9 protein-coding genes are annotated in these 13400 nt (G+C 70.7%); 7 read left to right on the top strand and 2 right to left on the bottom strand.

Going from position 1 to position 13400, the window contains the following annotated elements; all coding sequences use genetic code 11:
- Positions 1–13 precede the first annotated feature (13 nt).
- From BJ965_RS08650 to BJ965_RS08660, 3 genes are read left to right on the top strand one after another with little or no spacing between them, the layout of a single operon-like run.
- The gene (locus tag BJ965_RS08650) at positions 14–1774 is read left to right on the top strand and encodes a DUF4357 domain-containing protein (protein ID WP_184908140.1); all 1761 of its coding nucleotides are present in this window, start codon (positions 14–16) and stop codon (positions 1772–1774) included.
- A complete protein-coding gene (locus BJ965_RS08655; protein WP_376777908.1) occupies positions 1771–3045 on the top strand; it encodes an McrC family protein in 1275 nt (424 codons plus the stop codon). Before BJ965_RS08650 ends, BJ965_RS08655 begins: the two co-directional genes overlap by 4 nt.
- A complete protein-coding gene (locus tag BJ965_RS08660; protein WP_184908141.1) occupies positions 3045–5180 on the top strand; it encodes a UvrD-helicase domain-containing protein in 2136 nt (711 codons plus the stop codon). Before BJ965_RS08655 ends, BJ965_RS08660 begins: the two co-directional genes overlap by 1 nt.
- Positions 5181–5197: 17 nt before the next feature.
- Here BJ965_RS08660 and BJ965_RS08665 read toward each other — a convergent pair whose 3' ends face one another.
- Positions 5198–6853, bottom strand: a complete 1656-nt coding sequence (locus BJ965_RS08665; RefSeq protein WP_184908142.1) for an N-6 DNA methylase — start codon at positions 6851–6853, stop codon at positions 5198–5200.
- Positions 6854–6981: 128 nt separating this feature from the next.
- Here BJ965_RS08665 and BJ965_RS08670 point away from each other — a divergent pair, with 128 nt between their 5' ends.
- Positions 6982–8688, top strand: a complete 1707-nt coding sequence (locus tag BJ965_RS08670; RefSeq protein ID WP_184908143.1) for a TIGR04141 family sporadically distributed protein — start codon at positions 6982–6984, stop codon at positions 8686–8688.
- A 377-nt stretch (positions 8689–9065) separates the two neighbouring features.
- Positions 9066–9611 carry a DUF488 domain-containing protein gene (locus BJ965_RS08675; protein WP_184908144.1) on the top strand — a complete coding sequence of 182 codons (546 nt, stop codon included), beginning with the start codon at positions 9066–9068 and terminating at the stop codon, positions 9609–9611.
- A 4-nt stretch (positions 9612–9615) separates the two neighbouring features.
- Here BJ965_RS08675 and BJ965_RS08680 read toward each other — a convergent pair whose 3' ends face one another.
- Positions 9616–10245 carry a hypothetical protein gene (locus BJ965_RS08680; RefSeq protein ID WP_184908145.1) on the bottom strand — a complete coding sequence of 210 codons (630 nt, stop codon included), beginning with the start codon at positions 10243–10245 and terminating at the stop codon, positions 9616–9618.
- A gap of 370 nt (positions 10246–10615) precedes the next feature.
- Between BJ965_RS08680 and BJ965_RS08685 the strand changes: the two genes are divergently transcribed.
- Together BJ965_RS08685 and BJ965_RS08690 are read left to right on the top strand one after the other, a co-directional pair.
- On the top strand, positions 10616–12082 hold the full coding sequence (locus BJ965_RS08685) for a Y4yA family PLP-dependent enzyme (RefSeq protein ID WP_184908146.1): 1467 nt from the start codon (positions 10616–10618) through the stop codon (positions 12080–12082).
- The gene (locus tag BJ965_RS08690) at positions 12079–13398 is read left to right on the top strand and encodes a pyridoxal-phosphate dependent enzyme (protein ID WP_184908147.1); all 1320 of its coding nucleotides are present in this window, start codon (positions 12079–12081) and stop codon (positions 13396–13398) included. Before BJ965_RS08685 ends, BJ965_RS08690 begins: the two co-directional genes overlap by 4 nt.
- Positions 13399–13400: the final 2 nt, after the last annotated feature.

The raw sequence follows: 13400 nt of genomic DNA on the forward strand, positions 1-13400 counted from the left end.
GTAGGATGGGTTCATGCCTCAGCCCGAACGCCTCCCCGGCACGCCCGAGTTCCGCATCAAGCTCCCCCAGGACGGCGCCGAGGCGCGCGGACACCTGCTCGCCGAGTTCGGCGGCAACGGCACGCACAAGTTCCTCCTGGAGGAGGGCTCGACGGTGGCCGCCGCGGCATGGCCGGGGCTCGGCGGCCACGCCCGCCGGACCCGCGCGGAGCTGCGCGCGAGCGGCGGGCTCGTCGACGTCTCCGCCGACCGGTGGAGGGTGGCCCGGGACATCGAGTGCAACTCCTCCTCGGCCGCCGCGGCACTCGTGTACGGCTACGACGCCTCCGGCCCGGAGTCCTGGCGCACCGCCGAGGGTCATCCCCTCGCCGACTACCTGTCCACCGGCTGGCGTGCCCCGCGCAAGGCGTGGCTGGTACGCGGATCCAATGTCTCCGGGCACAACCTGGTGCGGCAGTTGTGGCTGAAGGAGGGGCTCGTCTCGCTCACGGCCGCACATCTGCCTCCTCTGGAAGAGACCGATCCGACCAAGAGCACGCTGCGCCGCTTCGTCGAGGACGGATACGAGGGGGCTGCCTCGTACAACCAGAAGCGGGGTCTCGTCGACGAACTGCACGCCTTCCTGACGCAGATGCGCATCGGCGACACCGTGGCCACCATCAGCGACGGTCGGCTGCATATCGGGAACATCACCGGGGACGCCGCGCAGGCCTCGTCGCCGGGCGGTCTGTCCAACCTGCGGAGGAACGTCTCGTGGTTCACCAAGAGCCACGCATACGAGGAACTGCCGGAGGAAGTGCAGCAGAAGCTGTCCGTCCAGCATGACGTGGTCGATCTGACCGTCGTTCTGGACGCGTTGGACGAGCTCACCGGGCTGACGGCCCTCACGGTCCCCGCGCCAGGCGGGGAACTGACGCTGCCGGACATCACCGGGGCACTGGCCGCCGACCTCCTCGTCCACGACCGGTCCTGGCTGGACGAGATGCGGGAGCTCCTCATCGACGAGCGGCAGTTGGTTCTCTACGGGCCTCCGGGCACGGGCAAGACGTATCTGGCGATGAAGCTGGCCGAGTTCTTCGGCGGCGGCCCCGAACAGGTCAAGATCGTGCAGTTCCACCCCTCCTACGCCTACGAGGATTTCTTCGAGGGGTTCCGGCCCGTGGAGGACCCCGAGACACGCGAGGTGGGCTTCCGGCTGACGGCGGGCCCGTTGCGGGAGCTCGCCGATCTCGCCTCCCGCGAGGGCAACCGGCACATCCCGCACTTCCTTGTCATCGACGAGATCAACCGGGCCAACCTGGCGAAGGTCTTCGGCGAGCTGTACTTCCTCCTGGAGTACCGGAAGAGGTCCGTCCGGCTCACCTATTCCGGGGACGACTTCGCGCTGCCGCACAACCTCTTCGTGATCGGCACGATGAACACCGCCGACCGTTCGATCGCGTTGGTGGACGCGGCGATGCGGCGCCGCTTCGCGTTCGTGGAACTGTCCCCGCGCACCGAGCCGACCGCCGGGCTGCTCGCGCGCTGGCTGAAGCGCGAGGGCAGGGACATGGAGCCCGCTCGCCTGCTCGACGCGCTCAACGCCCGTATCGACGACACCGACTTCGCGATCGGGCCGTCGTACCTGATGAAACCGGGCGTCTACCGCGAGGGCGGCCTCGAACGGACGTGGCGCACAAAGATCCTCCCTCTGTTGGAGGAGTATCACTACGGCGAGAGCCTGGACGTGGCCGCCCGCTACGGCCTCGGCTCCCTGCGCGAGCAGCGCCCGTGACCGCGCCCGTGTCCGTGCCCGTGCCCGTGTCCGAGGTGGCGCTGCGCGAGTACGGGCCCGCCGTCTCCGTACCGCTGGGCGCGGAGGCCGGGCGGGCCCTCGCCGCCTCCGGGATCCTGCAGAGCGCGACCCCCGATCCCGGCCGGGACGGACACTGGCTGCTGCGCGCGGGCAGTCGGGTCGGCGCCGTGCGCACGCGCGCAGGTACGGTCGTACGGATCATGCCCAAGACCCCGGTGAGCCGGCTGTTCTTCCTCCTCGGGTTCAGCCTCGACCCCGCCCGCGCCTGGCGCGACAGCGGGGAGGGCACCGTCGACACCGGTGCGTATGACGACGTCGTCCCCGCACTGGCGCACGCCGTGGAGCGGCAGATCGACGGGGCGCTGCGGCAGGGGGTCCTCCAGGGCTACCAGGAGGTCGAGGAATCAGCGCTGGTCGTGCGCGGGAGGCTGCGTGAGGCCGAGCAGATCCGGCGGCACTTCGGCCGTACGCCGCCGGTGGAGATCGTCTACGACGCGTACACCGCCGACACCGCCGAGAACCGCATCCTGCGCGCCGCCGTGGAGCGGTTGCTGCGGCTGCCGGGTGTTCCCGGTGCGGTCCGGCGGCGTCTGGCTCATCAGCGCGTACGGCTGGCCGACGCGCTGCCGCTGATACGGGGGCAGGAACCACCGCGTTGGCAGCCGTCACGCCTCAACTCCCGCTACCAGCCCGCCCTGCGGCTCGCCGAGGCCGTCCTGCGCGGCACCTCGCCGGAACACCGGCCGGCCGGGGCCTCCCCACTGGCTGTGGACGGCTTCCTGCTCGACATGAACAAGCTGTTCGAGGACTTCGTCACGGTCGCCCTGCGCGAGGCTCTTCGGGAACACGGCCTGACCGCGCGTCTCCAGGACCCCCACCACCTCGACCTCGCGGGTCTCGTACGGATGCGCCCCGATCTGGTCGTCCGCACCGGCGACGGCCGTACTCCGCTCGCCGTCGTCGACGCCAAGTACAAGGTCGAGAAGGCCGACGGACTGCACAATGCCGACCTGTACCAGGCGCTCGCGTACGCCACCGTGCTCGGTCTGCGCGAGGCACATCTCGTGTACGCGGCCGGACGGCGGCCCGAGCGCTTCCACGAGGTGCGGGGAACAGCGGCGGGACCGGACGGTCGGGCGATGCGGCTGTACCAGCACAGCCTCGATCTCTCCCGCGAACCAGAACAACTCCTCACAGCTTTCCGGGAGATCGCCGGACAACTGGCGTCCGGAAGAAAGGAAGCGGCCTGATGCCCCGGCTCGCCTTCGCCCAGAGTTTCTGGGACGGCTACGACACGTTGGAGAAGCCCGTCCGAGCCGGAGTGCGCAAGGCCATGGCGAAGTTCCAGGCCTTGAGCGTCGCCGAACTCAACGCCGACAAGGGACTTCACCTGGAGTCCGTCGAGAACGCCCGTGACGAACGGATGCGCACGATCCGCATCACCGGCTTCTGGCGGGGCGTCGTCCTCGCCCCCGACGACGGCAGCGACATGTTCCTGCTGGTCAACGTCCTGCCGCACGACGACGCCTACACCTGGGCGGCGAAGCGCCTGTACAGCGCGAACTCCGCGACGCGCGCCCTGGAGGTACGCGACGCCGTCGCCCTGGACGAGCTGACGCCGCTGTACGAGACCGCCGCGCGCACGGCACCCCGGCTGCTGTTCTCGGACGTCTCCGACGGCACCCTGCGGGAACTCGGCATCGACGAGCAAGTACTGCGCGCCGCACGCTCGTTGGTGGACAAGGCCCAGCTGGAGGCGTTCTCCACCCTCCTGCCGGAGGACCAGCTGGAGGTGCTCCAGTACCTCGCCGAAGGCTTCAGACCGGAGGACGTCTACCGGGATGTCGTCGCCGTCCGCCGGCCCGCCGACGCGCCCGCCGAACCGGTCGAGGACCTGGCCACGGTCATCGCCAACACTTCCGCACGCATCCACCTGGTCACCGGGCCGCGGGAGTTGGAGGAGATCCTGGAGAAGCCGTTCGAGGCCTGGCGGGTCTTCCTCCACCCCTCCCAGCGGCGCGTCGCCTACCGCGGCTCGTACGGCGGTCCCGTCCAGGTCACCGGCGGCCCCGGGACGGGCAAGACGGTGGCCGCCCTGCACCGGGTCAAGCACCTGCTCGGTCGTTCCGAGGACGGCCGCATCCTGCTCACCACCTACACGAACGCTCTCGCCGCCGGACTGCGCGACATGCTCGGGCTGCTCCTCGACGAGGACGAGAAGCTGCTGGCGCGGGTCGACGTGACGACGGTCGACGCGTGTGCCAATGGCATCGTGCGCACGAGGTCGGCTGCCGTGCCCAAGCCGATCGGGGACCGGGAGCAGCGGCAGCTGTGGGAGAAGGCGGTCAAGCAGTTCGATCTGCCGTTCACCGCGCAGTTCCTGGCCCAGGAGTACCGGCACGTCGTACTCGGCCAGAACCTCCGTGACCTGGATGCCTACCTCGGGGCGAGCCGCCGCGGCCGCGGCACCGGTCTCGGTCCCACGCGCCGGCGAGTGGTGTGGAGCGGCGTGCAGCGGTTCGAACAGTTCCTGCGGGACCGCGGCGAGACCACACACCTGCGCGTCTGCGCCCGCGCGGCGGAACTCCTCGGCGACGAGCCGGCTCCGTACGCCCATGTGGTCGTCGACGAGGCACAGGACCTGCACCCCGCCCAGTGGCGGGTACTGCGCGCCGCCGTCACCCCAGGCCCCGACGACCTGTTCGCCACCGGAGACCCGCACCAGCGGATCTACGACTCCCGGGTCTCGCTCGGTTCCCTGGGCATCATGACGGCCGGCCGCAGCTTCCGGTTGCGCCTCAACTACCGCTCCACCGAGGAGATCCTCGCCTGGTCGGCGCGTCTCCTGGCACCCGTCACCGTCGACGCCCTCGAAGGCGAGGGGACGGACTCGCTGGCCGGGTACCGCTCACTGCTGCACGGACGCCATCCTCAGGCGCGGGGGTACGCGACCCGGCAGGAGGAGACCGAGGCGCTGGTGGAGCGGGTCCGGACGCTGCTGGCCCAAGGCCTGGCACCGCACGAGATCGGCGTGTGCGCACGGTTCAACCTCTCCCTGGACACGGCCGAGGAGAAACTGAAGGCCGCCGGCATCCCCGTGCTACGGGTCAGAGGGCAGGTCGCGCAGGGGGTCCAAGGGGTACGGCTGGCGACGATGCACGCGATGAAGGGACTGGAGTTCCGGGCGGTGTCCGTCCTCGGTGTCAGCGAGGGCACCGTCCCGTTCGCCCGGGAGATCACGCCGCGAGAGGCGGACCCGCTGCAGCACGACGCCGATCTGCTGCGGGAGCGCTGCCTGCTCTTCGTCGCCTGCACCCGGGCTCGCGAGGCGCTGAGCGTGACGTGGAGCGGAGCCGCGAGTCCGTTTCTGCCGTACACCGCCTGAACGGGAGCCCTGGCTCCTCACTCCTGAGGAGCCAGGGCTCCCGTGGCGAGCCCGTCGCGGGCGACCTCGGCGAGCTGCCGGCTCAGCTCGTCGATTTTGCGCAGCCCTTCCTCGAACGCGGACAGCGCCCGGAACGCGGAGCCGTACCGGCGCTGCTCCTCGATGTCCATACGGGGGACGCGCGAGCCCCGCGCGTCGAAACGGTAGGTCCCGCTGGTGCTGGTGGAGCGGCGGGCGTTGCCGGAGCTGCGCAGGAAGCCCTGGAGATAGTCCGTGTCGAGTTGCTCGCTGGCCGAGACCGGTTCCGGGCCGTCGAACTCCACAAGTCCGGCACGGGCGAGATCCGCGACGCTCGTGGTGGCCGCATCCAGCGAGCCCGGTCCGCCGCCGGGAGCGAGCTCGGGCAGGAAGGCGGCGAGCCGGAGCACCTGCTCCTGCAACTGCTTGCGCAGGGCCTCGTACTCACCGGGGTAATCACGGTGACGGAAGCGCAGATGACTGCCGGGGGTCAGGTCGACGGTGTCGTCGAGGAGCTCGATCAGCGGTACGTCCGCGGTCTGGTCGTCCCGGGGCTCCAGGCCTCCGTCGGGGTTGTTGTCGGTCAGGTCGATCATGCGCACGGTGTGGTGGGTGTCCGTACCCGAGGTGTTCTCGGGACGCCGTAGGCACCACAGATGGACGGGCAGGGAGTGCGAGGTCGCCGTCCCCGGGGGCAGGGCGACCACTTGGCGCACGATGCCCCGGCGTACGAGTTCCGACCGGATGCGGCGGCCCGCCTTGCGGTAGGCGACCGAGGCCGGCATGACCATGAGGACCTGGCCGCCGGGCGCGGTGTGCGCGTACGCGTGCTGGAGCCAGGCGAGTTCCCCTTCGGCCTTGGACGGGGTGCCGAGTTCCCAGCGGGAGTCGAGCAGCAGTTGCTCCCTCCCCCACTCGGTCACGCCGGCCGGCGGGTCACAGACGATCAGATCCGCCCTGAGGTCCGGCCATGCGTCCGCGCGCAGGGAGTCCCCCGCCACGACGCGCACCTCGGAGCGGCCCAGAAGGCCGGCACGCAGCTGGGCGAAACGGGCGCTGTCGACATCCATCTCCTGGCCACGGCAACGCATCCCCGTCTCGGAGGCGACCGAGAGAAGCAGCACCCCGATACCGCAGGCGGGATCGAAGACGGTGGCACCGGCCGGCAGCTCGGGCGCGAAGTGACACACGGCCCGCACTACACGCTCGGACGTCACCTGGTCGGACCCCGCACGCCGGGCGGAGTCCATGAACCGGTCAGTAAGTCCGTTTACGAGATCGACGGGGGCCTCGGTCTCGGCGAGCTGCCGCAGGCGGGCGGCGACGTCGTCCGGCAGAGCCGGTTCGTGCTCCCCGGCCAGCAGAGCGGCGACCGCTGCCAGGCCCGCGACCATCTGATCCCCGTACGCGGTCCGCAGTGCCTGCCACAACTCGACCTCGGGAGAGACCTCCTGGCCTTTGCGCTGCCTGTCCAGCCAATCCTGGACCTCGGCGAGCGCGTATAGCGGACTGTTCGCGCCGCCCCCCACCGGTGCGGGGAAGTCGTCGTAGCGCCGGCGCCAGTTGGAGACAGCGGCCCGGGTGACCCCGGCCAGCCGAGCGATCTCCGCACCGGTGACAAGCGGGCCGACCGATGAAGCGGCGTTGTCCGTCATAGCCCCAGCGTACACGGATCACCATCGACCTTCTAGAGGCTGGTGTGTTGACAACGTACACACATTGATGTCAGCCTCCCCCGTGTACTCAGACCTCTCGTGAACCACAGCCGCCGAGGAGGCACCCCATGGCGTCGAACACCGCCGTACGCACCGTCTACCGGCTGTCCGGCGTCGCCCCCACCCAGGACGCCATGCTGGACGCCCTCGACCTCGAACTTCTGGACAGGCTCGGCGCCGATCCCCACGTACCCGAAGCGCTAGGAGTCCCGGCCATGTATGTCACCTGCGGAATGGAACGCAACGAGGCCCCCTGGTGCGCTCCCATGGCCCGCACCACTGGCATCACCGTCACCGAAGGCGTCCGGCGCACCGCCGCCGTACTCCTGCTCGCCGTCGACGGCACGGTGTACGCCATCGGCTGCGACCAGGGGTACCGGTTGATCCCCGACCACCTCAAGGACAAGCGCTTCGGTCTCTCCTTCGCCGTCCGGCAGATGGATCCGAACCTGATCCGCGGCGCGGTCTCCCGGTCTCTCGGGCAGGCGCGCACCGACATCTCCCTGGTGCCGGGCGGCGCCCCGGTCCCGCTGCTCGGCATCCGCGACCACTCGCGCATCGTGCGCAGCCTGGGCGGCTACCTCGACGACCTGCCGCTCACCCGGTCGCGGTACACCCGCGGAAGGGCCGTCAGCGCCCAGGGCGGGTGCGGGCTGAGAATCGCCCTCGGGATCGAACCCGAGGCCCTGCTCTCCGATCTGCGGGCCATCGCCAGAATCTGCCGCGAGGACATCCCGCACCAGGAACTGGAGTTCGTCGATCACATCGCGCCGGTCGAGGACACGACCACTCTCAACGTTCTCGACCAGGCCTTGGACGACCTCCTCGGCCGTCCCGCCGACGGACGGATCTCCGTCTCCGTGCCGTCCGAACATCATGCGGCGTACGCGGAGGCGACCACTTACGTGACGCGGATCAACAGCTCCGGCGCCCTACGCTCCGACGACTTCGACCCCGACTACGTCCTCACTCGGGCCCGACTCACACCGCCCGGCCAGCGTCTCAGGGCGTTGCGCGAGGGAACCGTGACCCTTGCCCGGGATCGCCGGGCCGGGGTGGCCGACACGCTCGCCGTCACCAGCGCGCTGACGTGGCTGGAGGCCGCGGTCTCCATGGGCTCCGGACGGTTCTTCCTGATGGACGGTGAGTGGTACGAGGCCGGGTCCGCCTACGTGGACGAGTGCCGGGCGGCCGTGGCGGCGCTGTTCTCGCCGTCGCCCTCCGTCTCCCTTCCCGCGTGGATCGACGGTGAGTCCGAGAACGCCTACAACAACAGGGTGGCCGACGAGGAACGGACCGACTGGCTCTGCCTCGACACCAAGAACGTCACCAATCCGCTCCGTCCCAGGGACCAGGTCGAGATCTGCGACCTGCTCCTGCCCGACGGCACGCTCGTCCTCGTCAAGCGCGCGGGCGGTTCCGGTCCCCTGAGTCACCTGTTCAACCAGGCCAGGGTGGCGGTGGAGCTGCTCCAGGAGTCCGCCCGGGTCCGTGCGGAGTTCACCGCGAATGTGACCCGGCTCAGCCGGGGCGAACTCGCCCTCCCGGACGACTTCACGCCCAAGCGGATCGTCCTCGCCATGCTCCTCAAGAACCGCGAAAACCTGGCCCCGGACTGCGTCTTCGGCTTCTCCCAGATCACCATCGCCCAGACCGCGAAGGCCCTGGCGGCACGAGGGGTGACTGTCGAGGTCATCGGAATCCCGGGGAGGGGCGCAGATGCGCTCGCCCTGTCCTCGCACGACGTGAGGGTCCGGGCGGCAGTCCTCGGCTGAAAGCCTGCGACACCGACGCTCTCCTTCTCGTCCACGGTGGGGAAGGTCTGCGTCAATGGATGGTGTGATACACGCAATGGACACAGCGTCACCAGTCGACGCCAGGGAGGCGGAGCATCGCTCGGAGTGCTCCAGACAGGCAGCTGGTGTCAAAGCATGGCCCAGGCGCTGGGACGGCTCCTTGAGACTCGTCCCCGTGTCGGGACGCCCGGCCGCATCAATGGGCGTGATCGTGAAACAACTGAAAGGCTGTTTACACATCTCAGCGGCTGTGTCGACTCAAGCGAGGGAGATCACGGGGCCAGGTGACACCTTCCGAGACATCTGACCCTGCGGGCGTGAGGTGTGCGCCCCCCGAAAAGGGATAGTCCGACACCGTGGACGCCTCTCTGGTGACCTTCGGGCACAGCACAGCCGGACGGGAGCGGATCACCGAGCTGTTGCGGGCGGCCGGTGTGACGGCCGTCGTGGACGTGCGGACCGCTCCCGGCAGCCGTCGTGATCCCGATCTGCTGCGGGAGCGGCTGGCCGAATGGATGCCGGAGGCCGGCCTCGCCTACCGGTGGGAACCCGCCCTCGGCGGCTTCCGTCCCCTGCCGGAGGGCAGCCCGGACGTCGTCTGGCGCAACGCTTCCTTCCGCGGGTACGCCGCGCACACCCGGTCCCCCGGGTTCGTCGCCGCCATGGACCGTGCCCTGCGGGAGGCGGCGTCCGCGCGTACCGCGGTGATGTGCAGCGAAGCGGTCTGGTGGCGCTGCCACCGCCGGCTGATCGCCGACTTCGCGGTCCTCGCCCGCGGTGTGCCGGTCCTGCATCTCATGCACGACGGCCGTCTGAGCGCCCACACGCCGACACCGGGAGCCCGTCTGCGCGACGACGGGCTCCTCGTGTACGACGCCCCTACCGGGCCGCCCCGGGGCTGAGCCGTCAGTACAGCTTGTTCACCGCGGTGACGGTCGTGGCCTTGAAGTCGGCCACCTGGGCGTGCTGGAAGGTGCCCATCTGGCCCCACCGGACGATGGTGACGGTCGCGCCGTCGCGGCCCACCGAGAAGAGGCCGATGTCGGAGGAGCCCCAGGCGGAGGCCGTGTGGATGCCGTAGACGTCGGCGCCCTCCTCGACGTTCAGCCGGCCGTAGTACTTCTGCGTCGCGGTGATGTCGGGGTCCTGCCGCATCAGCTTCTTCGCGCAGCCGGCCAGGTCCTTGCGCAGCAGCGCCGCGAAGTCCTTCGCCCACTGTGCGCTGCGCCCCTCGACCGTGAGCTGCTGGGCGTTGGTGTCGAACTCCGTCCAGTACTCCCGGTGCGAGGTGATGGACGGCAGCGCGTCGCCCACGCACATCGGCAGCGGGTCGGGCTGGCCGGCGGTGACCGGTCCGGCGTACCAGGGCGAGGAGGGGTGGGGCGGCAGTTCGGCCGGCTCCAGGAACCGGGGGGTGTCGGAGGCCGGTGCGGTGGCGGCGGCCGGGACGGCGGCCGCGGCGACACCGGCGACGGCGGCCAGCGCGGCGACGGTGGTACGGATGCCTCGGGTGCGGATCTGCATGGTCTCCCCCATTGGTCTTCGTCGACCGGTTTCCCCGGTCGATTGCGCGGGCCTTTGCCCTTGCCCCCGGTACGACCCGCCACCGCCCGCGACCGTTGCCCTGTATGTCCGCTACGGATCCGTCCCGATTGTCACCGTCCTGCCACCGGGTCCGGGGCCGGTGCTCGGCGTCTCCTGCCCCGTCCCGAACGGGCTGAGCCCTGTGCGCCCGGCGCGCGCCGCACCTCGGGGCCGTGATCCGCTTCACACCGGCGACCGCACAGGGCCGGGCCCAACAGGGCGTAAAGCGACCGAAGAATGGATATGGGCTATACGGCGAAACGCGGGGAGTGTCCGACGTGCCCGGATGCCGGGCGCAGCGGCTTCAGGAGGGGGAGCGCGCATGGACGGACGGCCCTTGTATCTCGAACCGCGGCTGGAGCCACGGCTGAGTTCGCTTGTGGCGGCGCGCGGCACGCTGCACTCGATCGTCGACGCACTCGGTTCACCCCTGCACGTCGTGGTGCCGGACCAGATCGCCGAGAACCTGGAGCGATTCCGGTCGGTGTACCGGGCACACCATCTGTCGGGGCAGGTCTTCTACGCCCACAAGGCCAACCGCTCCAGCGCGCTGCTGCGGCGGCTCGCGGCGACGGACGCGGGCGTGGACGTCGCGTCGCTGGGCGAGTTGCAGCACGCGCTGGGTGCCGGTTTCGGCGCGGACCGGATCACGGCCACCGGGCCGAAGAACCCCGAGTTCCTGTGGCTGGCGGCGCGTACGGGTATCACGGTCGGCGTCGACGGCGTCGCCGAGCTGGACCGGCTCGCCGCCCTGGTCCGCAAGCACGCGCTCGCCCCGGTGCGGGTGCTGCTGCGGCTGTCGGGCTTCGAGACGTCGGGTGTGAAGGTGCTGAGCCGGCGCAGCCGTTTCGGTACGCCGGTACGGGAGTTGGAGCCGCTGCTGGAGGCGGTCGAGCGGCACGGTGACGCGGTCGAGCCGACGGGGGTGGCCTTCCATCTGGACACGACGAGCGTCGCGGAGAAGGCGTCGGCCCTCGAAGGGTGCCTGGCCGCCCTGGAGTTGTGCCGGGGCCGGGGTCTGCGGCCCCGGGCCGTGGACGTCGGCGGCGGATTCGGCATCAGCTATCTCGCCGAGCGGGAGCAGTGGGAGGCGTACACGAGCGGGCTCACCGCGGCCGTCCTCGGCCGGCGCCCGCCCCTGACCTGGGGCGGGCACGGCTACGGGCTGCGCAACGAGTCCGGCACCCTGCGCGGCACGCTGGGCCTCTACCCCGCCCACCGCTCCGTCGCCGGCGCCGGCTACCTGGACGAGCTGCTGGCCCAGCCCGCCGCCTCGCTGGGCGGACGCCCGCTGGCCGCTCTGCTCCTGGAGCACCTGTACGACCTGCACACCGAGCCCGGCCGGGCCCTGCTGGACCAGTGCGGACTCACCCTCGCGCGGGTCCTGGAGGTCCGCGGCCCGGAACCCGGCGGGGAACTGCTCGTACGGCTGGCCACGAAGGCGGACGACATCGCCCTGGAGGACCACGGAGTGCTGATGGACCCGGTCGTCGTCCCCAGAACCGGAGCCGGGCCGGGTGAGGGGCCCGTCGCCGTGCACCTCTTCGGCAGTCTCTGCCTGGAGACCGACCTCATCACCCGGCGCACGGTGTTCCTGCCGCGCCGCCCGGAACCCGGCGACCTGCTCGCCTTCGCCAACACCGCGGGCTACGCCATGGACTTCCACGCCACGCGCGCCCAGCACCAGCCCGCCGCCCGGAAGGTCGCCGCCTGGCAGGACGGCGACGCGTGGCGCTGGTGCCTCGACGACCAGTTCTGGCCGATCACGCCCTCGGGGGGAGTCCAGTGAGGTACGACAGCATCACGGAGGCGATAGGCAACACCCCGCTGGTGCGGATCGACCCGGCCGTGCACGGCCTGCGCAACATCGACCTGTACGCCAAGCTGGAGATGCTCAACCCGTTCGGCTCGGTCAAGGACCGCGCCGCCTGGAGCATGGCGCGGCCCCTTCTGGACGAGGCGGTGGAACACGGCAGCCAGGTGGTGGAGTTGTCCAGCGGCAACACGGCCAAGGCCCTCGCGGTCATCGCGGGCATGCACGGCCTGGGCTTCAAGAGCGTCACCAACCGGATGCGGGTCCCGGAGATCAAGGACCTCCTGCTGCTGCTCGGCGCGGAGATCGAGGAGCTGCCGGGGCAGAGCGAGTGTCTCGACCCGACCGCCACGGACGACCCGCTGACCCTGTTCCACCGGACGCTGTCGGCCTCCGGCAGTGCCTATCTGCACACCGACCAGTACTTCAACCCGCGCAATACCGAGGCCCATCTCACCGGCACCGGGCCGGAGATCGTCAAGGACCTGGACGGCCGGGTCCCGGACTGGTTCGTCGCCTGCGTGGGCACGGCCGGTTCCTCCACGGGCGTCGCCCGCGCCCTGCGCGAGGAGGACCCGTCCGTGCGGGTGCTCGGGCTGGTCGCGGCCAAGTCCGACTTCATCCCCGGAATCCGGACCCTCGACGAGGTGCAGGAGGTCGGCCTGTTCGACCCGGAGACGTACGACGCGATGGAGTCGGTGAGCGCCGACGAGGCGATCGAGGGCATGCTCACCCTGAACCGCCGCTGCGGCGTCCTCGGCGGCCCCACCGGAGGGGCGGCCTACTTCGGCGCGATCCGCCATCTGCGTTCGGTGGACGAGGAGTTGACCGAGCGGCGGACGGCGGTGTTCATCGTCTGCGACCGCGTGGAGAGCTATCTGAGCTACGTCCGGCAGCGGCGCCCCGATCTGCTGGGCCGGCCGCCCCGGAAGAACTCGCCGGCCGACCTGTCCGACGCCGAGGTCGGCGCGGCGCCGTCGATCGGCGTGGCCGACGCCCGGCGCTGGATCGACACCGACCGGCCGCTCGTGGTCGACCTGCGCAGCCCGTTCGCGTACGCGGCGCTGCACATCGACGGGTCGGTCAACATCGTCGACGAGCTGTTCGCCGAACTCCTGCGGGGCGGGCTGCCGTTCAGTCGGCGTCAACCGGTGCTGCTGGCCTGCCCGGTCGGCGAGCAGTCGGCGCGGTACGCGGCGCTGCTGACCCGGATGGGCCACCCGGACGTGCGCAGCCTGGCCGGCGGCATCATCGCCTGGCGGGACGCGGGCGCCCCCCTGGTGCGGGACTGACC

Source organism: Streptomyces luteogriseus, assembly GCF_014205055.1.
GTDB lineage: Bacteria > Actinomycetota > Actinomycetes > Streptomycetales > Streptomycetaceae > Streptomyces > Streptomyces luteogriseus.

What these genes read in the sequence shown, in the direction of transcription:
- BJ965_RS08650 (WP_184908140.1), top strand. Translation starts at nt 14, where the DNA reads ATGCCTCAGCCCGAACGCCTCCCCGGCACGCCCGAGTTCCGCATCAAG.
- BJ965_RS08660 (WP_184908141.1), top strand. Translation starts at nt 3,045, where the DNA reads ATGCCCCGGCTCGCCTTCGCCCAGAGTTTCTGGGACGGCTACGACACG.
- BJ965_RS08665 (WP_184908142.1), bottom strand. Translation starts at nt 6,853, where the DNA reads ATGACGGACAACGCCGCTTCATCGGTCGGCCCGCTTGTCACCGGTGCG.
- BJ965_RS08670 (WP_184908143.1), top strand. Translation starts at nt 6,982, where the DNA reads ATGGCGTCGAACACCGCCGTACGCACCGTCTACCGGCTGTCCGGCGTC.
- BJ965_RS08680 (WP_184908145.1), bottom strand. Translation starts at nt 10,245, where the DNA reads ATGGGGGAGACCATGCAGATCCGCACCCGAGGCATCCGTACCACCGTC.
- BJ965_RS08685 (WP_184908146.1), top strand. Translation starts at nt 10,616, where the DNA reads ATGGACGGACGGCCCTTGTATCTCGAACCGCGGCTGGAGCCACGGCTG.